Source organism: Paenibacillus sp. S25, from assembly GCF_019454085.1.
In the GTDB taxonomy this organism is placed as follows: domain Bacteria; phylum Bacillota; class Bacilli; order Paenibacillales; family Paenibacillaceae; genus Paenibacillus; species Paenibacillus polymyxa_B.
Genome location: NZ_CP073683.1, coordinates 4,547,435 through 4,572,889 on the forward strand (window position 1 = coordinate 4,547,435; position 25,455 = coordinate 4,572,889).

At 47.6% G+C, this 25,455-nt stretch carries 19 protein-coding genes; all 19 read right to left on the reverse strand.

Annotation, left to right across the window (positions count from 1 at the left end; all coding sequences use genetic code 11):
* Positions 1 to 59 precede the first annotated feature (59 nt).
* Positions 60 to 1,280, reverse strand: coding sequence for an SPOR domain-containing protein (locus KAI37_RS19880; protein WP_220030072.1), 1,221 nt, complete (start codon positions 1,278 to 1,280; stop codon positions 60 to 62).
* Between the two features lie 167 nt (positions 1,281 to 1,447).
* Entirely contained in the window at positions 1,448 to 2,827 is a 1,380-nt protein-coding gene (gene murC / locus KAI37_RS19885; RefSeq protein ID WP_013311605.1) for a UDP-N-acetylmuramate--L-alanine ligase, read from the reverse strand.
* A 6-nt stretch (positions 2,828 to 2,833) separates the two neighbouring features.
* Positions 2,834 to 4,210 (reverse strand): bifunctional folylpolyglutamate synthase/dihydrofolate synthase, encoded by a 1,377-nt coding sequence (locus KAI37_RS19890; protein WP_071642575.1) that lies wholly within the window; start codon positions 4,208 to 4,210, stop codon positions 2,834 to 2,836.
* Positions 4,211 to 4,246: 36 nt separating this feature from the next.
* Positions 4,247 to 6,913: a valine--tRNA ligase gene (locus KAI37_RS19895; protein WP_220030073.1), complete on the reverse strand. Its 2,667-nt coding sequence runs from the start codon at positions 6,911 to 6,913 to the stop codon at positions 4,247 to 4,249.
* Between the two features lie 408 nt (positions 6,914 to 7,321).
* Positions 7,322 to 8,653, reverse strand: a complete 1,332-nt coding sequence (locus tag KAI37_RS19900; RefSeq protein ID WP_220030074.1) for a LysM peptidoglycan-binding domain-containing protein — start codon at positions 8,651 to 8,653, stop codon at positions 7,322 to 7,324.
* 126 nt (positions 8,654 to 8,779) lie between these two features.
* A complete protein-coding gene (locus KAI37_RS19905) occupies positions 8,780 to 9,694 on the reverse strand; it encodes an RluA family pseudouridine synthase (protein WP_220030075.1) in 915 nt (304 codons plus the stop codon).
* Positions 9,691 to 10,995 carry a glutamate-1-semialdehyde 2,1-aminomutase gene (gene hemL / locus KAI37_RS19910; RefSeq protein WP_076294406.1) on the reverse strand — a complete coding sequence of 435 codons (1,305 nt, stop codon included), beginning with the start codon at positions 10,993 to 10,995 and terminating at the stop codon, positions 9,691 to 9,693. Before hemL ends, KAI37_RS19905 begins: the two co-directional genes overlap by 4 nt.
* Positions 10,996 to 11,025: 30 nt before the next feature.
* Positions 11,026 to 12,024, reverse strand: a complete 999-nt coding sequence (hemB, locus tag KAI37_RS19915; RefSeq protein WP_028541574.1) for a porphobilinogen synthase — start codon at positions 12,022 to 12,024, stop codon at positions 11,026 to 11,028.
* Between the two features lie 47 nt (positions 12,025 to 12,071).
* On the reverse strand, positions 12,072 to 13,628 hold the full coding sequence (cobA, locus tag KAI37_RS19920; protein ID WP_076294407.1) for a uroporphyrinogen-III C-methyltransferase: 1,557 nt from the start codon (positions 13,626 to 13,628) through the stop codon (positions 12,072 to 12,074).
* 4 nt (positions 13,629 to 13,632) lie between these two features.
* Positions 13,633 to 14,559, reverse strand: coding sequence for a hydroxymethylbilane synthase (gene hemC, locus KAI37_RS19925; RefSeq protein ID WP_025722717.1), 927 nt, complete (start codon positions 14,557 to 14,559; stop codon positions 13,633 to 13,635).
* 1 nt (position 14,560) lies between these two features.
* The gene (locus KAI37_RS19930; RefSeq protein ID WP_071642589.1) at positions 14,561 to 15,208 is read right to left on the reverse strand and encodes a precorrin-2 dehydrogenase/sirohydrochlorin ferrochelatase family protein; all 648 of its coding nucleotides are present in this window, start codon (positions 15,206 to 15,208) and stop codon (positions 14,561 to 14,563) included.
* Between the two features lie 8 nt (positions 15,209 to 15,216).
* Positions 15,217 to 16,044 carry a cytochrome c biogenesis protein CcsA gene (gene ccsA / locus KAI37_RS19935; RefSeq protein ID WP_071642591.1) on the reverse strand — a complete coding sequence of 276 codons (828 nt, stop codon included), beginning with the start codon at positions 16,042 to 16,044 and terminating at the stop codon, positions 15,217 to 15,219.
* Between the two features lie 16 nt (positions 16,045 to 16,060).
* Complete coding sequence (gene hemA, locus KAI37_RS19940; RefSeq protein ID WP_053325974.1) at positions 16,061 to 17,455, reverse strand: glutamyl-tRNA reductase; 1,395 nt, start codon at positions 17,453 to 17,455, stop codon at positions 16,061 to 16,063.
* Between the two features lie 246 nt (positions 17,456 to 17,701).
* Positions 17,702 to 18,100: an adenosylmethionine decarboxylase gene (gene speD / locus KAI37_RS19945; RefSeq protein ID WP_025365654.1), complete on the reverse strand. Its 399-nt coding sequence runs from the start codon at positions 18,098 to 18,100 to the stop codon at positions 17,702 to 17,704.
* 267 nt (positions 18,101 to 18,367) lie between these two features.
* Complete coding sequence (locus tag KAI37_RS19950; protein WP_076294409.1) at positions 18,368 to 18,955, reverse strand: non-ribosomal peptide synthetase module; 588 nt, start codon at positions 18,953 to 18,955, stop codon at positions 18,368 to 18,370.
* A gap of 286 nt (positions 18,956 to 19,241) precedes the next feature.
* Positions 19,242 to 19,853 (reverse strand): ribosome biogenesis GTP-binding protein YihA/YsxC, encoded by a 612-nt coding sequence (yihA, locus tag KAI37_RS19955; protein WP_013311619.1) that lies wholly within the window; start codon positions 19,851 to 19,853, stop codon positions 19,242 to 19,244.
* Positions 19,854 to 19,871: 18 nt separating this feature from the next.
* Positions 19,872 to 22,208: an endopeptidase La gene (gene lon, locus KAI37_RS19960; protein WP_023989969.1), complete on the reverse strand. Its 2,337-nt coding sequence runs from the start codon at positions 22,206 to 22,208 to the stop codon at positions 19,872 to 19,874.
* A gap of 110 nt (positions 22,209 to 22,318) precedes the next feature.
* Positions 22,319 to 24,046, reverse strand: coding sequence for an ATP-dependent protease LonB (lonB, locus tag KAI37_RS19965; protein WP_023989970.1), 1,728 nt, complete (start codon positions 24,044 to 24,046; stop codon positions 22,319 to 22,321).
* A 217-nt stretch (positions 24,047 to 24,263) separates the two neighbouring features.
* On the reverse strand, positions 24,264 to 25,382 hold the full coding sequence (gene ispG, locus KAI37_RS19970; protein ID WP_023989971.1) for a flavodoxin-dependent (E)-4-hydroxy-3-methylbut-2-enyl-diphosphate synthase: 1,119 nt from the start codon (positions 25,380 to 25,382) through the stop codon (positions 24,264 to 24,266).
* Positions 25,383 to 25,455: the final 73 nt, after the last annotated feature.

Consider the following 25,455-nt stretch of genomic DNA (forward strand, 5'->3'; position numbering starts at 1 on the left):
CAAACAGAAATCCGGCATGGGGAACTATTTCCAGTTCCTTGCCGGAAAATATGGTTAGCTTATTGTTTTATGAATTGGATAAATTCCTTCTCACGCAAAACATATTCCATCATGGAGGACTGAATCTCCCAAATGTGTTCCTTGGCTGTGTTCTTATTATATTCCCCAATTGCTGAGATCGCACTGCTCATTGCCTTTTCAAGTGAGGTTGCGGAGACAGCCGCTTCCTTCGATAGCCCAGCGGGAAGTGCAGTGATATTTTGTGTCCACTGCTGATGCAGGTCGTTCAGCTCCTTCATGTCGGAGGCTGACACCGTACTCGGACCTCCTTCTCCGAGCAAGGTTGAGGAAAGTCCACTCAACTTACCCACCAATGAACTGCTTAACTGAAAAAAGCTAGTGAGTTTATCACCTTCGCCTCGGTAAGCCGCTTTTTCGATTCCAGGCAATTCAAGCTCACGAACATACAATTCGACTCCTTGTGTTTTCAACTGATTGCTGAGCAACTTGGCTTGCTCCCTATCCGGCGATATTCCTGCATATACCCGGTTTTGGTCCTCGGTATCCCCACCTGCTGCAATGCCTGCCTTCAACAGTTCTTCTTTTGCTTGTAAGGCCCGTTCTGGAGTGCTGAAAACCCCATATTGCAGTAAATAATAGGTTTGTGGAGGTACCTGAGCCTCTATGACAGTGACAGGGACAGAATTCTCTTTTGCAGATATTGCATCCACACCAACAGATTCTTTAAAGACCGGTACTGCCTCCTCTACTGATGGATCTGATCCCGGGACCATGCCTCCTCCGTTAAACAGTAACAACATAATATATCCAAACATGCCTCCGGTCACCAGCGCGCTGGCTACAGAGCCAACCAGTTTCCATCTAGAAGGATGGGGCGGACGCTTCCTGTACTCTTGGACAGAATGATAAGCTTCCTCATCCTCTTCCAGGCTATCTGGTAGAACTTCCGCATCTGACCAGGAAGCCGCCGAACGACCAAAGGGGTCATCCCATCCCTCTTGTACTCTTAATGTCGGAGCAAAACGACGACTTGAAATGCGTTTATTCAGATCCTCATGCTCATTGATCTCTGGTTCTTGCGTAGCTACAGTATCTTTCTTCATTCCTCTGTTCCGTTCCGTTCCTTTATGCGGGTTATCAGTTTTACGCTGTTCGTTCGTAATCGACTCGTTTTTGTACGGAAGCACCTGTAGCTTATCCTCCCGGTTTGTCTCCGGCAACTGTTGGTCGAACCGGAATGTCATCTTGGTCTTGTTCATGGATGCACTCCCTCCTTGTCCCATACTTCCTCATAGTCTGTTGTATGAGTCAAGCTAAGAATATATGCCCCAGCATTACAAAAAAAGGGTATCCCGAAACACAATCGTGTTCGGAATACCCTTGAATAAATGTGATTCATTGGCGTAACAGCTTTTTTTTATACGTATTATACTTGCTGTCCGCGAAGATGACGCGCTAACGCGTCACCTGCTTTCCAGATATCTCCCGCTCCCATCGTCAGCACAAGATCACCCGGCTGTAAGCGATCTTTCAACTCCTCAATCACAGCTTCTTTGGTCGGCAAATAGATTGCATTCGCATTGCTGTTTTGGACGATTAAATCCACGAGCTTGGAAGAATGCACGCCTTCAATCTGTTTTTCTCCCGCTGGTGAATAAATATCGGTAATTATAACTTCACTAGCCTCGCTAAACGCGCGGCTGAACGCATCGAGCAGGAAAAAGGTACGGCTATAGCGTTGCGGCTGGAATACAGCAATAATACGTTTGCCAGTCGCTCTCGCTGCGCTAATCGTAGCCTCAATCTCTGTTGGGTGATGCGCATAGTCATCAATAATCAGTATGTCATTGCTTTCACCTAGTACTTGAAAACGACGCTTCGCGCCGTGAAATTCCACAATTGTCGCAGCGATTTGATCGAAGGGAATCCCTGCTTCCAAACATGAAATCACAGTCGCCATCGCATTATACATGTTATGTTTACCCGGCACTGATAGTTCGATCGTTCCGAGTGCTGTTCCCTTGCGGCTCATAGTGAAGCTTAATCGACGGTCACCTAATTGGATATCTGTCGCCATATAATCCGCTTCATGCTCCACTCCATAAGTAATGACCCGCGTCTGGAGTTGAGGCAGCATTTCCCGGATATTCTGATCATCTGCGCATACAATAGCCGCCCCATCCGGTCGAATTTGACTCAAAAACTGTACATAGGCACTTTTCAGACGATTAAAGTCACCATCGTAATTTTCCAAATGATCCGCTTCAATATTGGTTACGATGCCTTGCCAAGGATGATATTGCAGGAAAGAACCATCACTCTCATCCGCCTCAGCAACGACAAACTCACTTTTACCTGCTTTGGCATTCGTCCCCAAATTCGTGATTTCGCCGCCAATAATATACGTTGGATCAACGTTACATCTCTCCATAACCAGAGCGATCATGGAAGAGGTTGTCGTTTTACCGTGCGCACCCGCAACAGCTATTCCCTTACGTTCGTTAAGCAAGCGAGCCAGCATCTGCGAACGGTGCAGAGTTGGAATATTCAATTCCTCCGCTGCAACCCGCTCCACATTGTCACGTGACAATGCTGTTGAATAGACGACGATATCCGCGCCTGCAATATGCTCAGGCGTGTGTCCAATATATATTTTTGCGCCTTTTGCCGCCAGTTTTTCTGTCAGCTCTTGTGATGCCACATCTGAGCCAGTCACGGTATAACCCATCTCCAGCATGACCCGAGCAATCGCGCTCATCCCGTAGCCGCCGATACCGATAAAATGAACATGTTCCGAAGTAATCAACAAATTTCACCAACCTTTTTCCGAATCGGTTTGATACATAAGGGTAGCCCGTACATCCGCAATAAGGTACAGCGTGCCGGACACCACCCCCAGATCTTCCGCTTCCGTATGTGACTGAAGCAGGCCAAGAGCCTTTTTCCAGTCACCTTCTACAATTATTTTTAAATCCGTTTTGGCATAAGACGGCCGCAGCTTCTCCACGAGATGAGCCAATTCAGCGGCATTCATTTTGCGGCGAAAATCGGGCTCGGTCAGGATAAGCGTATCCACTAGTGGCAGTATATGCTGCAAGTATGCTTCATGATGCTTGTTTGACAGCATCCCCATCATTAAAACCAATTTTTTGTACGAATACACTTGAGGAAGACTCTTGGCCAGCGTCTGTGCTCCTTCTGGATTATGAGCTCCATCAAGGACAATCCTCGGAGAGGTACTGACTTGTTCGAGACGCCCTGCCCAGGCAGTTTGCCTAAAGCCCTCCAGCAGTTCTGCATCATCCAACACAAAAGCCATATACTGACGTAGGACCTCAAGTGCCATCATAGCTCCTGCCGCATTAGAACATTGGTGCTCGCCTAACAACGTGATGTCAATTTCCATATGTCGGAAGGGCCCCGCAAATGAAAAGGTCTGAGCTGTTTCATCCCCATTTAGCCGTTCATACGTAAACTGTTCTCCTGCCAGGTATAAGGTAGCTCCTTGCTTTGCCGCCGTGTCACGTATGACCTGAATAGCCTCGGGTTGGGAAACACAGCTGACGACAGGTACACCCGGTTTGATGATGCCGGCCTTTTCCCTTGCAATCTGTTCGAGCGTATCTCCTAAAATATCCGTATGGTCATAGCCGACATTCGTAATAACCGAGACGATTGGACTCACGATATTAGTTACATCCATCCTTCCCCCGAGACCTGTCTCCCATACCACAACATCTGGGAAAGATACCGTAGCATAGTATAAAATAGCCAACGCTGTCGATACCTCAAACATCGTAGGTGATCCCAATTCACTATCTGCGATTTCTTTCACCAACGGATACAAGCGATTGGCAAGCAAAACCAGCGTTTCATCGGGAATATCGGTCCCATTGAATTGAAAACGGTTCGTAAAGCGGGTGATGTACGGCGACGTAAAAGTTCCGACATCGTACCCACATTTCAGAAGCACAGAGGTCAGAAAGGCACAAGTCGAGCCTTTACCGTTGGTTCCCGCAATATGCACAAACTTCAGATGCCGTTGCGGATCACCCAACTTACTCATTAGCTGTTCAATTCGTTCCAATCCGGGTCTGATACCAAACGGAATCAAGCCGTTAATCCATTCCACTGCTTCATCATAGCTTTGTAAAGGAGCCGTATCTCCGCCCCTGATCGTATCTGACATCCTCTTCACCTTCAGGTCATTTTATTGTGAGTGAAATTATCCCTTGAGTTCTTCAATACGTGCGATAACTTTAGCGCGCTTATCTGAGTAATCGGCTTGCTTGGCCTTTTCTTCCTCGATGACTTTAGCTGGTGCCTTCGCCACAAAGCCTTGGTTAGATAACTTTTTCTCCACGCGCTCCACTTCACTGTTCAAATGCTGAAGTTCTTTTTCCAGTCTGCTAATTTCCTGGGCAATATCAAGCAGTCCGGCCAGCGGCAGGTATAGCTCTGCGCCGCTAACTATAGATGTCATCGCTTTATCTGGAACGGTGAATTCTAATCCTGCGTCGAATTCAGACGTATTACAGAATCTACGTACATATTCCCCATTGCGGTTAATGATATCGAGAACGGCTTGATCGCCGGGTTTTATGAGCAATTCAATTTTCTTACTCATCGGCACGTTGACTTCAGCGCGGATATTGCGTACAGCGCGAATTACGTCGATCAGCAAATTCATTTCAGCGACTGCATCCTTATCCTCAAAAGCCGGATCATAAACAGGCCAAGCGGCCAGTGTAATCGTTTCTCCCTCATGCGGGAGATGCTGCCATATTTCCTCAGAGATAAACGGCATGAACGGATGAATCATGCGCAGCGTCCGATCCAATACATATGCAAGTACGGATTGCGTTTTCTTTTTCGCCTCTGCATTGTCGCCATATAGGGAAAGCTTCGCAAACTCGATGTACCAGTCGCACAAATCATCCCAAATAAAGTTATACAGAAGGCGGCCTGTCTCGCCAAATTCATAAGCATCTATTAGACGCGTGATGTCACGTGAAGTTTCGTTTAGACGATGCAGAATCCAACGATCAGCGGTACTCAAGTCACCAGTAATGTCTATATCTGCCGAAGTGACGCCTTCCAGATTCATCAGCGCAAAGCGTGACGCATTCCAGATTTTATTGGCAAAGTTACGGGCCTGCTCCACCCGCTCCCAGCGGAAACGAAGGTCTTGCCCTGGCGTGCTACTGGTGGAAATCATATAACGCATGGCATCGGTACCATATTGGTCAATCACGTCGAGCGGATCAACACCGTTGCCGAGGGATTTGGACATTTTTCTACCGTCCGCATCACGAACCAACCCGTGCATAAGTACGTCCTTGAACGGGATCTCTTCCGTAAACTCCAGCGCGGTAAAAATCATACGCGATACCCAGAAATAAATAATGTCGTAGCCTGTAACCAAGACATTAGTCGGATAGTAACGTTTGAGGTCCTCTGTCTGCTCAGGCCAGCCCAGTGTCGAAAACGGCCACAAAGCCGAGCTGAACCAAGTATCCAGCACATCCTCATCCTGTTTTAGCTTTCTGCCAGCGTACTCAGGCAAAGTTGTAGGGTCCTCCGCCGATACAATAACTTCTCCGGTTTCCTCATCGTACCAAGCTGGAATACGGTGTCCCCACCATAATTGACGGGAAATACACCAGTCACGCACATTTTCAATCCAGTGCAAATAAGTACGTTCAAAGCGATCCGGTACAAAGTTTACCCCGTTGCCGGCCTTCTGTACTTCAATGGCTTTAGCTGCCAAAGGCTTCATTTCCACAAACCATTGTGTAGACAGATAAGGCTCTACAACTACACCTGTACGCTCACTGTGGCCTACTTGGTGTACGTGCTCTTCAATACGAATCAGTACGCCCTGCTCTTTCAGATCAGCGACGATTTGCTTACGGCAATCGCTGCGATCAAGGCCTTGATATTTGCCTGCTTCGGCATTCATCGTTCCCGTTTCGTCCATCACTGTAATTTGTTGCAGTTGGTGACGTTGTCCCATTTCAAAGTCATTCGGGTCGTGAGCCGGTGTAATTTTAACCGCACCGCTACCGAAATTTTTATCAACGTAGTCATCCGCAATGACCGGAATTTCCCGTCCGATGATTGGGAGCACAAGCATTTTGCCGATCATTTGCTTGTAGCGTTCATCTTCTGGATGTACAGCTACAGCTGTATCGCCCAGCATCGTTTCAGGACGTGTAGTGGCTACCGTAATAAATCCGCTACCGTCTTTCAGTGGATATTGCAGGTGATACAGATTTCCGTTCACCTCTTTGTATTCCACCTCAATGTCCGATAATGCAGTACGTGCAGCAGGGTCCCAGTTAATGATGCGTTTACCGCGATAAATCAGACCCTTCTTGTACAGTTTAACGAATACCTCGCGTACCGCTTGGGACAGTCCCTCATCCAATGTAAAACGTTCACGAGAATAATCGAGAGAAAAACCCATTTTCTCCCATTGATTATGGATATTGTCCAGATAAAGATCCTTCCACTCCCACACCTTCTCCAAAAACTTCTCGCGGCCCAAATCATAACGTGTCAGGCCTTCTTCACGCAGCTTTTGCTCTACCTTTGTTTGGGTAGCGATACCCGCATGGTCTGCCCCTGGCAGCCACAAGGCATCATAACCCTGCATCCGCTTGGCGCGAATAATAATATCCTGCAAAGTAAAGTCAAGAGCATGTCCAATATGCAACATACCTGTAACATTCGGTGGTGGAATAACGATTGTAAAAGGCTCTGCCTCTGGATGTTGCCCGGCGCGGAAATAGCCCTTCTCCATCCACGTTCTGTACCATTTTTGTTCTGCTGATTTTGGATCGTACGTTGTTGGCATTTCCAAGGTTGTCTTGTTGTCTTGTTCTGACATATCAGGATACCTCCATGATTTTTCAATTGGCAAATAAAAAAAGCCCTTCATCCTCAAAGGACGAAAGGCTGTTCTCTCGCGGTACCACCTTTGTTTCACCCCTAGTGTATGTATCCACTGATCCATTACACATGGTGTGACACTTTATGCAGATAACGGTTGCGGACCGGCCTTATTCTACCGTGAACCTCTTTCTTCCGTAGGAATTAAATGAGGAACCGTTCAAACAGGCGACTCCCGGGTGACTTCGGCCAGTAGCTTCCTGCGGAACCTCACAGCGCTGCAATTCCACTCTCTGAAGGGCTTGCTGCCTACTCTTCCCGATCTCAGTCTTTCAATAACTATACCACATCATACATTTCCCATTGACTATAGTCAACACCCGCTGTGCATTTTTCAGCAACCGGATCAAGGGATGTACAATACCTGTCCTTCTTCCACATGATGCTCTGCCAATCTATTGTACAGTTGAAGCTCACGTGTGCTGAGTTGATAACGGTCAGCTATGGTTTCCAGTGTATCCTCACGCTGTACTATGCATAACCGCACCTTACGAAAAGGTGTCTCATCCTGTGTATGAAAAAAAAGGTTCTTCCACTTGGCATTCTCCCGCTCTTCTTCGGCTTTCTGATCCTGATCTTGCGGCTCCTGCTCCAACTGTTGCTGGTATTCCGCTTCCTTCACCGAACGGCTGGATTGGAGCAATGATGAGTAGACAACCGGGTCTGGCTCGTCTGCCCCTTCATCCTTTTTACTGTTAAGCGCCACACGCATCTCTGGCTTATCCTCAGTAAAGGTGTCATGGGCCTCATGGTTCACCTGTTCTGACGCTTCAGGCCTGAAGTCGAAGTTATCTACCTGACTCGCTTCCAACTGTGGCTCCAGATAGACTTCAGACTCCGTAGCAGGATGCGGTTCAGACAGCAATGGGTCATATACTACATTAGGAGATGCTGAAGATACTTTGGGCTCATTTCCCCCTGTCCATGCTTCCTCTTGCTGAAATCCCCATACTTCCGGAGACCCATGCTCATGCTTGACCTCGGGAGAGCTGTCTTCAACTGCTTTGCCCGTCCAAGGCTCATAGAATCGGTTAGGATCTACTGCCGACTCATAAGCTTGCTGTTCTGACGATGACTTCTGTTCCCCATGGTCCTCAGACAGCGGTTCCCAGGAAACGGGCTCCTGTTGTGCTGGCACTCTGTAGGAGGATTCAGGATCTGTAACGTAATCAGAGGTCGAGTCATTGGTAGAATAGGCCTCTGCCTGACGATGCTCCTCATCGGCGGAAAGGGATTGAACCGGATGCTCAGGTGCATGCACTACGGTAAATTCCTCATCCAACCAGACCGCCGTCTCTTCCGCGTGCGAGCTTTCCACACCATGCAAAGAAAGAACGCCTGTAATGTTTAGACTACGTAAAGAAAGCAGGTCCACATCAAAATTTTCAATCTCGACAGAGATATCTTCCAATCTCCCAACGCGGTTTAGCGGAATGGTAATTTCCACAGGGATCAAATGATGAAGCTCGCTCGTGAACTGTTCAGGTGTGCGGTACACGCCCTCCAGCAGCAAATGCCCTCGCAAAGCGGCATGGTCGCCGTGGGTTACAACCTGAATGCGTGGCAGAAGCTCAATTTCCTCCAACTCAGCAATCCCGGCAGCTTCCTCCGTCAAATGAATGCGTTCATAAATATCAAAACGCAAGCCTTGCGGCTGATCATTCTGTTGTTTGTTCAAGGATGGCATCCTCCTTTGGGCAGTCTCCGCACATCCTCTGACTTCTGGTCAGGCGCACGGAAACTCCATATTGCAAACCGTTTCTAGGTTCAAGTATATGCGCCAAAATAGAAGGCATGCCATCTTTTATAGCTGTTTGTGCAGCTTTTGAAAATCATCCGGCCAAGCATCCTCCACGGTAATCGTTTCGCCACTCAGCGGATGACAGAAGATAAGACGCTCTCCGTGCAGCGCCTGCCTCTCAAAATCAGTAGCACGGCCCCCGTATAATACATCCCCAAGCAACGGATAGCCAGCATGACTAAGATGCACGCGAATCTGGTGCGTCCGTCCGGTCTCCAGCGTCAGATATACGAGACTTACTGCACTTGAACCGTTTCCCCATACTTCCCCGAGTTCAATATGGGTAACCGCCTTCTGCCCAGTCGGAGATACACGACGGCGCTGCTTATGATGCCTGTCCTTGCCAATTGGCCAATCCAACGTTCGCAGCGATGGAGGTACTTTCCCTCGTACCAAAGCTACATACCTGCGGCCGATATCCTTAGCTCTCATTTGCTCGTCTAGCTTGAGCAACGCAAATTCATTTTTGGCATATAGCACTGGACCCGTCGTATCCACATCCAGACGGTGTACATGCCGCACCGCCGCCTGAATACCATTCATCTCATAGTAGGATGCGACAGCATGATCCAACGTCAGCGGACCATGCTGCGCAGCGCCGTCCGGATGTACTGCCATACCTGCTGGTTTATGTACTACCAGGCAAAAATCATCTTCATACAGTACCTTTAAATCATACCAACGAGGGGTGATGCCAAGGTTCATTACAGGAAAAAGGGCCAGCCGCAGCCGGTCCCCTGTAAGTTCAATCTCTTTTTCATGGCGCAGTCTGCGCCACAGCTTTTCCGGTAATTCCATACGATTCAGCAACCACTGATCTACAGCGTCAGCGCTGCTTTTTTCCCCGTCTGTGATTTCCCGCCCTGGCGTGACTTCCAGCCACGGTCCTCTTCTTTTCCAGCCACCTTGCCAGCTCATAGACGTTTGAGCGCGCGATAGTTCGCCTCAATGGTGGCATCAATATCCTCTACCGTATGCACGCCCGATACAAACATACCCTCAAATTGAGATGGTGCCACACTGACTCCCTCATTCACCATTTCAGTAAAGTAACGACGGAAGTGGTCCTGATTACTCGTTTTAGCTGTGTCAAAATTGACAACCTTTTCTTCTGTAAAAAATGGACAAACCATGGAACCCACGCGATTAATCGTAACAGGGATACCCAGCTCGCTCGCATTACGTTCGAATCCGGCTTGAAGCCGTGCTGCCCGCTCTTCCAGGCGATCATATACTTCTGGCGTCAGCAATTTAAGTGTCGAATAACCTGCTGCCATAGCCAGCGGATTTCCGCTAAGCGTACCCGCTTGATAAATGGGCCCCGATGGCGCAATCTGCTCCAAAATATCGCGACGTCCACCATAAGCACCTACAGGGAGTCCGCCACCAATCACTTTACCCAGACAGGTAAGATCTGGCGTCACACCAAAGCGACCTTGAGCCGAATGAAGTCCAACCCGGAATCCAGTCATCACTTCATCAAAAATCAGCAGACTTCCGTATTGCTGGGTTACCTCACGCAAACCTTCCAAAAATCCAGGCTGTGGCGGTACAACTCCCATATTGCCTGCTACCGGCTCGACAATAATTGCGGCAATCTCTTCGCCAAATTTCTCAAAAGCTAGCTTCACCGAAGCCAAATCATTATAAGGGACGGTGATTGTATGGGTGGCCACAACTTCAGGTACACCCGGACTATCAGGCAAGCCTAATGTCGCAACACCAGAGCCTGCTTTAATCAGCAAGCTGTCCGCATGACCGTGATATGATCCCTCAAATTTAAGAATTTTACTACGGCTCGTAAATCCGCGTGCAAGTCGAATCGCACTCATAGTCGCCTCAGTTCCGGAGTTAACCATACGTACAATATCCATGGAAGGAACACGTTCACAAACGAGCTTGGCCATTTCAGTTTCTGCCAACGTTGGTGCGCCGAAGCTGGTTCCTTTTACAACAGCAGCCTGTAAAGCTTTAACCACTTCGGGATGTGCATGCCCCATAATAAGCGGTCCCCATGAACATACATAGTCTAAATAGGATTGACCATCAATATCATATACGCGCGATCCTTCACCATGGTCGATATATACAGGTGTAATCCCAACAGATTTAAAAGCCCGTACCGGGCTGTTTACACCACCCGGAATGTATTGTTTTGCCTCGTCAAAGGCTACTTTGGAGTTCTTATCCTTGCGCACTGTTCGTTGTTCGTCGATCATTCTGACCACTCCTATCTTCTGAAAATAGACTTATTGCTTCAACCATCTTGCCGCATCCTTGGCCGAATAGGTAATAATCATATCTGCACCCGCACGCTTCATACTTGTCAAAATCTCTAGCACCATTGCTTTTTCATCAATCCAGCCTTGAAGAGCTGCTGCCTTGACCATGGCATATTCACCACTAACGTTGTAAGCCACCATAGGCAGATCAAATTGATCCTTAATCGTGCGCATCACGTCCAGGTAAGAAAGAGAAGGCTTCACCATCAGCATATCCGCACCCTCCAGCACATCAGATTCCGCTTCTCGCAATGCTTCACGTGCATTGGCAGGGTCCATCTGATAGGATTTACGGTCACCAAACTGCGGTGCAGAATCAGCAGCTTCCCGGAAAGGACCATAAAAAGCAGACGCATATTTGACGGAATACGACATAATCGGAATATGTGAAAAGCCTTCTAGATCCAGCCCCTGCCGAATCGCCTGTACAAAACCGTCCATCATATTAGATGGCGCGATAATATCCGCACCAGCTCTGGCCTGAGAAACGGCTGTACGTACCAGCACCTCCAGAGATTCATCATTCAATACTTCACCGCATACCTCACCATCATGCTCATGCATGTGTACCATACCGCAGTGTCCATGGTCCGTAAACTCACACAAACAAGTATCAGCCACAACCAGCAGTTCGGGATAACGAGACTTGATCAAACGAGTAGCTTCCTGAACAATACCATCGTCCACAAAAGCCGAAGTCCCTACACTGTCTTTTGTTTCCGGTATGCCAAACAGGAGCACGGCGGGAATGCCAAGCTCACTAATCTCTTTCAGTTCTTCCTCCAGCCGATCCAGAGAAAAACGGTATACACCTGGCATAGAGCTAATTTCCTGTTTCACCCCAGTACCAAATGTTACGTAAATCGGTTGGATAAAATCAGCGGGATTCAATACCGTCTCACGCACCATACTGCGGATTGCAGCCGACTGGCGCAAACGACGATGTCTAGTAAAAGGAACACTCATGAATACAAACCTCCATTTTTTATACATTCATTAGCAAAAACAAAAAATTATAATGTCATAAGAGTACTTGATCGTTTCCAGTCACATAACGATTGAATCAGACTTTCAATGGTTGCCTTCTCTGACATAAAACTCACAGTCAAACCGGCTTGGGCAGCTGTCTCACCGGTCAAAGGACCGATCACAGCAATCGCAACTCCCTCCAGCAGCGACAACGGATCATGGATCCCCATTTGCCTGAGCGCTTCCAGAAAAAAGGTGACGGTTGAGGAACTCGTAAACGTAATCGCGTGAATGGCACGTTCCTCAAGCAGCTTGAGGAGCTCGTCATCCTGTGTGTTCGCTGCCAGCACAGTTCGATACAAATCAGCCTCGGTCACATGAAGGCCCATCTCCCTCAGCTTTTCTGGCAGCCACGACCGAGCTAGATCACCCCTTGGGAGAAATACATTCTGCCCTGCCTGCAAATCCTGCTCAAACCCTTCGAGCAAGCCCTCCGCCTGAAAAGGGCCTTCGATCTGTTCTGCCGCAATTCCGTGCGTCCGAAGCGCGGCTGCTGTAGCCGGTCCGACTGCGGCAATACGCGCTTTGAACAACGCGCGTACGTCCTTGCCCTGTTCCTTTAAGTGCGTGAAAAAGTATTCCACTCCATTAACGCTGGTAAAAAACACCCAATCATATTCAGGCAGTCGTGCAAATGCCTCTTTAATTTCCTGTTTGGTTGGCTCGTCCGAAGGGGCGACAGTCTGAATAACTGGAAATTCATAAGGCTCGCCACCAAGCTCCTCAATCCGGTGAACCAGACTGCTGGCCTGCGCACGCGCGCGAGTAACCAAAATCCGCTTACCAAACAAAGGCATGTCCTCAGCCCATTTTAACTGTTCACGTTGATTGACCACTTCTCCGACAACGATGACGGCGGGAGGTTGAAAATTCGCGGCCTTCACCTTAGCTTCAATATCCGCCAGCGTACCCACCAGCGTATCCTGCTCGGCGCGGGTTCCCCAGCGGATCAAGGCAACAGGAGTATTTGACGGCTTGCCGTGTTTTATCAACTGTTCACTGATATAGCCGATCTTTGCTACACCCATCATAAAGATCAGTGTGCCCGTAGCGTTCGTCACTTTATCCCAATGAATACTTTTGTCGAGTTTATCCGGACTTTCATGACCTGTAATAATAGACAGCGATGAGGCCATATCCCGGTGTGTGACCGGAATGCCCGCATAGGCGGGCACACTGATTGCTGATGTGATACCGGGTATAATTTCATAGGAAATACCGTGTTTACGCAATAGCCCGGCTTCCTCGCCGACTCGTCCAAATATAGTGGGGTCTCCCCCTTTAAGACGAACAACTGTTTTGCCCTCTAAGGCCAAATCCACCAGCAGCTGATTAATTTCCTCTTGCTTCATAGTGTGACGATCTGGCAACTTGCCGACATATATTTTTTGGGCACCTGGCTTCATCAGTCCCAAGAGGCGTGGGCTTGCCAGTCTATCGTACACAATGACATCGCCCAATTGAATGCATTCCCAACCCTTGACCGTAATTAATCTTGCGTCTCCGGGTCCTGCACCTACCAAATATACTTTTCCTGCCATACTATCATCCCCTCACCTGCGCCAGAATCTGTTCCGCTCCTTTGGCTATCAAACTGGCCGCCACCGCTTCTCCCAGCTTTTGCGGATCATTTCCCTGGAGCGTTTCCTTCAAAATAACCTCGCCATCTGGCGATCCTACCATGCCTGTGAGGCTGATTTCTTGACCAGCCCAGACCGCATGAGCCCCGATCGGCACTTGACATCCCCCATTTAGCACGCCCAGAAAGGTTCGTTCTGCCGCAACGGTAGCCGAGGTATCCCGGTCGTTGTAAAGGCGAAGCAAGGCCAATAGCTCTTCGTCGCTCGCACGACATTCAATACCCAGCGCTCCCTGCCCAACCGCCGGCAAACAGTCTTCTTCCGGTATATAGGACGTAATTCGCTCTTTCCAGCCCATCCGATGCAAGCCTGCTGCCGCCAAAATGATAGCGTCAAAACCTTCCGTCTCCAGCTTTTTCAGACGGGAATCAATATTACCACGCACAGGCTCCAATTGTAGATCAGGTCGCATGGACTTGATTTGACTGGCTCTGCGCAGGCTGCTCGTGCCCACCTTTGCCCCTTGAGGCAAATCCTCCAGGCTCTTGGCGCCCAATGTGATCAGGCAATCACGTGGATCCTCACGGCGCGGCACAGCGCCGTTGACAAGCCCTTCCGGCAATTCGGAAGGCATATCCTTCATACTATGTACTGCCATATCAATCTCACCAGCCAGCATGGCCTGTTCAATTTCTTTGACAAAAAGCCCTTTGCCACCCACTTTGGACAAGGTTACATCCAATATTCGATCACCCTTGGTGAGGATTTTCTTCACAACAAATTGCAAATCCATTCCATGCTCCGCGCATAGCGCGTTCAAATCTTCAATGACATGCCCGGTCTGAGTTAACGCCAGCGCACTCTGTCTGCTGCCTACCACAATTGTTCGCATGTTATTCCTCCTGATTTTGCGCAATCCATACGTCTATTTCTTTTTCGGTCCAAGCCATAAATTCATGACGACGTATTTGATCTAAAATATCGCTATTCGCCAAGCGCCTCAGTAGTTTGGTCCTTTGCTGCGGGGAACTTATCTTATGTTTGATGATCTGTCGCATATCGTGCATGAAATCCAGATATGGCTCGTATTCGCTACCAAACAACGTATCCAAAGCTGATGTAATATCAGAGGTCACAGCAGGGCCAGCCCCTTCTGTGGAAATACTAATCGTCAGTCTTCCTCGTCGAATGATACCCGGCGTTATAAAGTCTCCATCTTCCGATCGATCCGCTACATTTACCAGTATACCCCTTTGTCTGGCCTCATGTGCAACCTCATAATTCACTTCTCTCTGGTTCGTCGCCGCATATACAAGAAAGGCTCCCTGGAGGTCACCCTCGCGATATACGCGATTTACCCAGTGGAGCTGCTTGTGATCCGCCAGAACCTGTAAATCCGGCGTTATATTCGGGCTAATGACGGTAATGAATGCCCCACTTTCCATCATCCCCTTTACCTTTCGTTCCGCAATCCTACCGCCACCTACAACACAACAGATCTTATTCTTACAATTCAACGAAATCGGGACAAAATGCTGCAAAAGGCTTTTCACTCTCCCGTCCACTGATGAAATACAGACCAGGAATTCAGCAAAAAATTAAGAATCAATAGCGTGTAGCCGACCAATGCCCACTTTGCCATCACAAGCCCTGAACGCTGATTCAATCTTTTGCTCACTAAAAATACAATATACACGCACAAGGCAATTGCTGTCATCAGCACCTTGGTATCGAGCAAGAGACGCCAGCGTTCCTCGGCAATAATAGAAATAACGGCAACTACAATAGAGACTCCCAGCAAAGGAGTACCAATCAACAGCGCCATATGCGTATACCGATCCATCATTTCCAGACTCGGCAGGCGTCTGATCGTGTCATTCCATTTCTTTACTTTCAATTTACGATGCAAAAACAGATATAACCCCGAAAATACAGCCGCTACCGTCATTGCTACAAAACCAAGATTAGCCAGCGCAATATGAATCAGGAGCAGCCCATGTACTGTATGCCAATTTCCAAGCGGGTTGTCGAGAGGCTCCATCCATATATTGTTGAGCACCAGCACTGCAAAACTAATAATATTAAGCAGCAATACCGCAAATTCGGATCGCTGATAACGTGTCAGAATCAAAGAAATCAGTACCAAAATAACTGAGAACAGAAATAGAAAATCGTAGGTCACGAAAATCGGAAGATGCCCTTCATTCCAGGTTCTTATCCCCATATAAACAAGCTGGAGCACCAGAACGACAACAAGAAGCCCTGTACCTGTCCGTTTAGCATTCGCATTGCGACGAATCCCATCCGAGAATACAAACAGAAGGCTCAGGGCAAAAACATAAATCATTGAATCATATATAAGCATACCTAAAGCCACTTCTGTTCACCCACCTTTACAGGCTGGCCGGCGCAAACGACGCTGGCAAAGCCTGAGCCTGAACGGTTTTTTCATGAACACCGGCTTCCGGTTTCATTAACGCAGATGCATCGCTTTTATCTACTTTCTGAGCGGCGTCATCCAAACGATCCTCCAGAGCAAAAATGTGGCTAAACATGTCTAGCGCCTCATTTCCCTGCTTTTGGACAGCCAGTTCCTTTACCCGATTGATCGGATCATGCATCATCTGATTCAGCATACTCTTCGTCAAGCGGCTAATCACTTTGCGTTGCCGTTCATCCAGCTCGGGAAGCTTATTGAACAAGCTTTCCAACGTATCCTGATGTACAGACTCCGCTTTTTCCTGTAATGCACGAATCACCGGGCGCACTCCCATCGTTTTCAACCATTGATAAAACTCGCTAAGCTCATCTTCGATCATATGCTCGATTTTTGTAGCTTCGGTACGGCGCATTTCCAAATTGCTCTCCACGATCCCTTCCAGATCATCAATATCGTACAGGAAAACATTCTTTAATTCACCAATAGCCGGGTCGAGATCACGCGGAACCGCAATATCAATCATAAACAAAGGACGGGACTGTCGACGTTTCATACTTGCTTCAACCCGAGTCCGATCCAGAATATAACCCTGGGCACCTGTCGAACTAATAACAATATCTACATCCGCCAACCGATTCATGCCTTCCTCCATCGTAACCGGCGTTCCATGGAACTTGGAGGCAAGGTCTTCCGCACGGGACAAGGTTCGATTTGCTACAATAACCTCGGCTGCTCCGCCGCTGTACAAATGCTTAACAGTAAGCTCGCTCATTTTACCAGCACCGAGAATCAGTACCTTTTTATCGGTAAACATCCCGAAAATCCGTTTGCCCAGCTCAACTGCTGCATAGCTAACAGATACGGCACTTTCTCCAATAGACGTCTCCGAATGGGCACGCTTGCCCAATGTGACGGCCTGCTTAAACAACATATTAAACCACGTTGCCGTAATTTTCTGGGATTGAGCCTGAAGAAAAGCGTTCTTTACCTGTCCCAAAATTTGTGTTTCTCCGATTACCATAGAATCAAGACCACAAGTCACACGGAACAAATGCCGAATCGCCTGCTCGTCCTCATATATATATAAATGTTGTGTAAATTGATCACGCGGAATGCCAAACCATTGCTCCATAAAACTGCGTATAAAATAACCGCACATGTGAAGGCGGTCCACCACAACATATATTTCAGTCCGATTGCAGGTTGCGACAACTACGCCCTCCAACACACTTTTGGTAAGTTTGAGTTGTTCCAGCGCTTTTGGCAAATCTTGTTCTGCAAATGTAAAACGCTCTCTGACTTCCACAGGCGCCGTACGATAATTCAACCCAACAACGACGATGTGCATTGCAAATTCACCTGCCTAAACTGTAATAAGAATAACCACTGATATCATAAACTATGTTAATTATATCACAGAAGTCCGAATCTCCTCCGGCTGTTTTATGAATTGTTTATGAAAATTGGATGGCTTTCATGACATCTAGCACGTTCTGTATATTTGATTTAGTGTAAACCACTTTTAAAACAAATAACCATGGAAATGTTCCATGGTTATAATATAGGACGCACAAATGGCTCCATAAAGAACGATTTACACTAACTCAGCCAGCTTGCACTCTGGTGATTCCACCTGAAGTTCTCCCAAGCCGCGAATCAGCTTCTTCGCATATGTTTTTTTCGGTTTTAGAACGGATACCAGGTAATCAATAGCCAGCTGCGGATCGACAGTCTCACCGCAAGTATAACAATCAATAGCGGCAAATCCTCTCTCAGGATACGTATGAATAGAGAGATGACTCTCCGACAACAGTACAAGCACGGTAGCTCCCTGTGGTTCGAATTGCTTGGATTGAACGGACATCACCGTTGCTCCGCAAGCTTCAGCTGCTTCAACTAATTGAGCCTCCAAAAACTGCGCATCATTCAGTAATTCAAACTCAACACCCCAAGTATCTACGGCAACGTGTCTTCCGAAAGTTGAGTACTCCAATTCCATCTTTCGGTTCCCCCTTCCTAGGAATAAAATGTTTGAAAAAATTTCATCCGCTAGGACCTACGTCATTCACTTCCCGAGGGAATAACCTCTCGCAACATTCAATGTCCTGAGTGAATCCTGGTTCCTATATTCATTTTCAACGAGATTAAAAATAACATCTATGTGCAGCAAATGCAATCATTTTTTTGGAATAAAAAAGCCCCTTTCGGTAAAGAAAGGGACCACACTGCATAACGATTCATTCCATATATTCATGCCTTATTAAGCTTCCAGTGCAAATAATTTTGAGCAACTCATTCGAAGCTTGTGGTCAATCTGTTCCAACTCCAAGAAAGTGCGCGCCAAATTCCGCTGGTCAAGCAACGAATTAATGAGATCATATACGTCTGATATTTCATTTTCGACGTTCTGATGCTGAAAAAGCTGTTGCAGTTCCTGCACCGTATTTTTATATTCAAATACCAGCTTAGAGCCTGCGGCATTCTTCTCCATAATTTTACGAACCGTACCTTCATTATAAAAATACACCATAGTGAATCCTTGATACATTCGGTAAACGATGCCTTCACCCTTAAAACGAACAAAAAGTTTGCGTATAAACAGGGTTAGTTGCGGATGAATTAAGCGGCAAGTCAATTCACACACAAACGCTCCCTCTTTGACTTCAAAAAACAAATGAACTTCCTCACCCGCACTATGCTCCAGAACGATTTCCTGTCTTCCGTTATCCAGAACTTTAATGTGATAATGCACCTGGGGATCATCCATTGCCCGAAAAAATTCGTCCATTTGAGTTTCTGACAAGGTCAAAGTGGTTTTAACATACTCTGTGGCTAACCGCTGAGCCATACCAATCTCCTCAATTCTTTCCTGAACCTATAAGTTTAAGCTGTAAGCTTTATTATACATCAGACCTACAGCGCTTTTCTTGCCCATCAAATCATAAATTTCCGCCATACATCGAAAAAAACAAAAAATAATGGGGTTGAGACTGCATTATCCCCCATATACTCACTTTTCTGCTTAAATTCCACGAGTTCCTTTAGTTATTATATATTATTCCTACCATTTTAGTGAGTTTATTTTTTGAAGCTCGAATCATTAAAAAAGGACGCCCTTAAGGACGTCCCTAGCCTTACAATTCCGTCTGCTCTTCGTCGTCATTCTCTATATAGCTAGAGATGACAGACCACAGCTCTTCCTTGCCCATACCTTCTTCGGATGAAAAGGGGATAAACAATCCCCCGGGAAGTATTCCGAGTTCCTGCTTGATTACCTTATAATGCTTTTCTCGTCGCGTTTTAGGGATTTTATCTGCCTTCGTGCCTACAACACATACGGGAAGCCCATTATGACGCAGCCAATCATACATCATGATATCGTCCTTGGACGGCGGATGGCGCAAATCCACCATTTGAAGCACCAGTTTGAGTGGCTCACGCTCCAGCAAATAGGACTCAATCATCTGCCCCCAAGCCTTACGGGACGTTTTGGATACCTTGGCGTAACCGTAACCAGGAAAATCGACAAAATAGAGATCATCATTAATCCGGTAATAATTGAGTTGCTGGGTTTTACCTGGCGTAGAACTGGTACGCGCCAAATTCTTACGGTTAATCAACCGATTAATCAGTGAAGACTTTCCTACATTGGAGCGCCCCGCCAGAGCAATCTCTGGCAAAGCGTCCACAGGAAACTGATCAGGGCCAACCGCACTTATTATAAATTCTGCTTTTGTTACTTTCATTATGTCCTTAATTCCTCTCTAATGTACCCTTGCCTGCTCAACCAAAGCATGCTTTAGCACCTGATCCATATGGGCAACGGGGACAAATTCAACATCCTGCCGGATACTGTCGGGAATATCCTTCAAATCCCGTTCATTATCTTTGGGAAGCAGAATTTTTTTGTAGCCTGCCCGATGGGCAGCCAGCGACTTCTCTTTTAAACCACCAATCGGCAATACACGGCCGCGCAGTGTAATTTCGCCCGTCATAGCCACATCCTTGGATACATGGCGGTTGGTCAAAGCTGAAATTAATGCGGTAGCAATAGTAATTCCCGCAGATGGGCCATCTTTCGGAATCGCACCCTCAGGAATATGAATGTGGATATCATTCTTCTCGTAAAAGTCCAGTTCAATACCCAGATCAACTGCTTTCGAACGAGTGTAGCTGAATGCCGCCTGTGCTGATTCCTTCATAACGTCTCCCAGTTTACCCGTAAGAATCAGTTTACCGCTACCAGGTACGACCGTCACTTCAATCATCAGTGTTTCACCACCGACCTCTGTCCATGCCAAGCCTGTAACCGTACCGATCTGATCCTCCAGTTCTGCAACACCGTAACGGAATTTAGCGATACCCAGATAATCCTTCAGATTATCCGGTGTGATTTGAATCGGGCCTTCGCCACCAGATACAACGGACTTCGCCGCCTTGCGGCACAGAGAAGCCATTTGTTGCTCAAGATTCCGTACACCGGATTCACGGGTATATTCGCGAATGACACGCAGTAACGTATCCTCCCCGATAACCAGTTGTTCCTCGTCCAAGCCATGCTCTCTCTTCTGCTTGGGCAATAGGTACCGATTGGCGATTTCCAGCTTCTCCAGTTCGGTGTAGCCAGGAATATAGAGTGTCTCCATGCGGTCCATTAGCGGACGCGGGATGTTGTGTGCAGCATTGGCTGTCGTTACAAACATCACATTGGACAGATCAAACGGCAGCTCGACAAAATGGTCACTGAACGTATTGTTTTGTTCAGGATCAAGCACTTCGAGCAATGCCGCCGATGGATCCCCTCGAAAATCGGAAGCCATTTTATCAATCTCATCCAGCAAAAATACCGGATTAGACGTTCCTGCGGTCTTCATCCCTTGAATGATCCGCCCCGGCATCGCGCCAACATAAGTCCGGCGGTGACCACGGATTTCCGCTTCATCCCGCACACCTCCGAGAGAGATGCGGACAAATTCCCGACCCATGGATTTGGCAATCGAACGGGCCAACGAAGTCTTGCCGACCCCTGGCGGACCTACGAGACACAGAATCGGTCCCTTAATGGTCTTCACCAGCTTACGTACAGCCAAATACTCCAATACACGCTCCTTGGGTTTATCCAGTCCGTAGTGGTCGTTATTGAGTACTTCTTCAGCTTTGACGATATCCAGATCATCATCGGTAAACTTGTTCCATGGCAAGCTTAACAACCAATCAACATAATTACGGATGACGCCACCCTCGGCAGAGCTTGCCGGCATTTTTTCCAAACGGTCGATTTCCTTTTCGACCTTCTCCTTCACCGGAACAGGCAGCTCCAGTTCACTTAGCTGGTTGCGCAGTTCTTCAACTTCTCCTGCGCGGCCTTCCTTCTCGCCAAGTTCCTTTTGAATCGCCTTCATTTGTTCACGCAGATAATACTCCTTCTGCGTCTTCTCCATTTGCTTCTTCACACGCTGGTTGATTTTCCGTTCCAGCTCCAGTACTTCACGCTCATTGTTCAAAATATCCAGAAGCTTCTCCAGACGCTGAGTAACGTCGATCGTCTCCAGTATATCCTGCTTTTCCTTAATTTTGAGCGTCAGGTGACTTGTGATCACGTCTGCAAGCCGTCCTGGCTCCTCAATATCGGATACCGCAGCGAGAGTCTCCGGTGTTACCTTTTTGGACAAGTTGATATAATGCTCGAACTGAGTTAATACAGTGCGCATAAGCGCATCTGTCTCAGGCTGTACGTTTTCTGCCTCGTGCAGCTCCTTCGCCATTACCTCGTAATATTCTTCATTGTCCGTATATTGAATAATCTCGGCGCGTTCCAGCCCTTCCACCAATACTCGAATGGTTCCATTAGGAAGCTTGAGCATCTGGCGTACCTTGGCTACCGTGCCGACTCGAAAGATATCCTCTTGTGTGGGTTCTTCAATATTTACTTCTGATTGAGAACACAGGAGAATCAAATTGTCTTCAACCATCGCTTTTTCCAAAGCCTTGACCGATTTTTCCCGGCCCACATCGAGATGCAGAACCATGCTCGGGTAGACCAGAAGCCCTCTTAAAGGCAGCAAAGGAAAACGACGACCTTTTGTCTTGGTGGGTCCCATCGCTTTCGCACCTCCAGTGATTCTCAGGTTCCGGATTTTACAATCCTCACGTTGCTATCTTTCATATTTTATCAAATGTTTTATGAAAAAACCAATGAAAGGGTAGTTTATCAGCAAGATCCTGTATCTGATATCGTCCCGTTATGCGTTCCATCAGCCTGTAACAAGGAAGATTGGGATGGGCGAAAAGTCTCAATTGGCGCATGCACAGGCAAATCCGATGTCATCTCTTCCCCAAACACATGTCGGAACACTTCGGTAACCGACTGTACGGGGATGACTTTTAAACCCTCAATGCTGTCAAAAAGAGCTTGCCAGTTATCCTGCGGAATGATCACTTTTTTGGCTCCCGCCTGAAAAGCGGCTTCAACCTTGGCTAACACACCACCAATCGGTTTGACACGACCATGGATGCTAACTTCGCCAGTCATAGCAATTTCATGATCCACCGGAATTCCCCGCATCGCGGAAGCAATAGCTGTTGCCATCGCAATTCCTGCGGACGGGCCATCTACCGGCGTACCCCCGGGGAAATTGATATGCAGATCGTAATTCGACGGAGCCAATCCGAGCGTACGCAAAACGGTCAGAACATTTTCCACAGAACCTTTAGCCATGCTCTTACGGCGCAGTGTGCGGGATCCACCTCCGATTTCTTCCTCGTCCACGACCCCCGTAATATTATAGCTCCCCTTCCCCTCAGGAACCGGAACCGCGGTAACTTCAATTTCCAGCAGCATTCCCATGTTTGGGCCATATACAGCTAATCCGTTAACAAATCCGATTTGCGGCAAGCCCGGTATTTTTCGGTCAGGACGCGGCTGAATTTGACTGCTGCCCGCTACCCATTCCACGTCGGAAGCATTGAGACGTTCCCTTTTCTCGGTAAGTGCCAAACCAGCAGCAAGCTGGATCATATTGACCGCCTCCCGGCCGTTCGTGGCGTAACGCTGTACAACTTCTACCGCCTCAGGACAAGGACCAAAGCCTAGCTTGTGGACAGCATCCTCAGCAATACGGGCAATCTCCTGTGGCTGCAAGGCACGGAAATAAATTTCCATGCACCGGGAGCGAATCGCAGGTGGCAGTTCATGTGGCGAACGGGTCGTCGCACCTACCAAACGAAAATCCGCTGGCAAACCGTTTTGGAAAATATCGTGGATATAAGCAGGAGTATGTGAATCTTCCGAGTTGTAATACGCACTTTCCAAAAACACCTTGCGATCCTCCAGCACTTTCAACAGTTTATTCATCTGCGTTGGATGCAGCTCACCAATCTCATCGATGAACAGCATACCCCCATGGGCCTTCGTTACAGCTCCAGGCTTAGGCTGCGGTATACCCGCCACTCCCATCGCTCCTGCCCCTTGATAGATTGGATCATGTACTGAACCTATCAGCGGGTCCGCAATACCGCGCTCGTCAAAGCGGGCCGTCGTGGCATCAATCTCCGTGAATTTGGCATCTCCCTTGAACGGGGATGACAGATTCTTCTTAGCCTCTTCCAACACCACGCGTGCAGCAGCCGTTTTCCCTACACCCGGCGGGCCATAAATAATGACATGCTGCGGATTCGCACTACATAACGCCGCCTTGAGCGCGCGCAATCCGTCCTTCTGACCCACGATATCCTGTAATGTGGCAGGACGTGTGCGTTCAGCCAATGGTTTGGTAAGTGAAATTGAACGCAATTTGCGTAGCTTATCTAATTCCTTCCGGGATTCTCGATCCACCGCACTACGGTTCGTTTTCTGGCTCCGCAGGAGGTTCCAGAAATACAGACCAATAACAATCCCGAAAAACATTTGCACCAATAACAAAATCATAGTCAAGTCCATCGTATTTCCTCCGTTTCTCATCTCAGCAATTTGAAAAATGCCGCTCTATGAAAAACAGTATTTCCTTTTCCGCGATAGCTAAACGGCGGTCTTTCAAAAGATCAGAGAGAAATACAAAAACACCGCGAAGAACAGTTCTGTAGCAGAGCTGCTCTCCACGGCGTATAAATGATGACAATAGATTATGACTATGCCTCTTTATAATAACTGCTTTTGCCTACACCTTCTCGGCGGTATGACGTTCTTCACGTCCAGGGATTTTCCCTGTTTCCTCATATGCCTTGACGATGATATCAATTTCTTTTTTCAATTCCTCGACCATATCAGCCTCAGGTACTTTGCGAATCATTTTTCCATAACGGAACAAAAGGCCTTCACCACGCGCTCCGGCAATTCCGATATCAGCTTCCTTCGCTTCACCCGGGCCATTTACTGCACAACCCAGTACCGACACTTTAATCGGTACCTTGAGTTTTGCAATGTAATCTTCTACCTCGTTGGCAATAGAGAACAGATCAATATCCAGACGTCCGCAAGTCGGACAAGAAATCAGTGTAGCTGCGTTTGTGATCAATCCAAACGTCTTGAGCAACTCACGTGCTACCTTCACTTCTTCCACCGGATCAGCACTGAGCGAAATACGCATTGTGGAGCCGATGCCTGATGCCAGCAAAGCGCCCATACCTGCTGCGCTTTTAACCGTACCCGTAAAGAGCGTACCAGCTTCGGTAATACCCAGATGGAGCGGATACTTAATAATTTCAGCGGCCTTCGTATAAGCGGCAATCGCCATAGGAACATCAGACGCCTTCAGTGACACAATAATGTCATGGAAATCAAGCTCTTCCAGTATCCCGATATGATACAGTGCGCTTTCTACCATCGCTTCTGGCGTAGGGTAGCCATACTTATCAAGTAAATGTTGTTCCAACGACCCGGCGTTCACACCAATCCGAATTGGAATCCCTTTTTCCTTACACGCCTTAACGACAGCTTCCACTTTTTCACGTCGTCCAATGTTACCTGGATTAATGCGAACCTTATCAATTCCATTTTCAATTGCCAGTAGAGCCAGCTTGTGATTAAAGTGAATATCTGCAACCAACGGAATATGAATCCGTTTTTTTATTTCCTTAATGGCTGCGGCAGCTTCCTCATTGTTGACGGTAACCCGTACCAGTTGACATCCGGCTTCTTCCAAGCGAAGAATCTCGGCTACAGTTGCTTCCACATCTGCTGTTTTGGTTGTACACATGCTTTGGATGATGACTTCATTGCTGCCGCCAATCGTCAGATTCCCGACTTTAACGGGACGTGTGTCTTGTCTTAAGAACATGTACTTTTCTCTCCCATTAACGCCAAACCTCCACCCCTTAAAACCTCATACAGGTTTAGTGAAGTGGAGATCC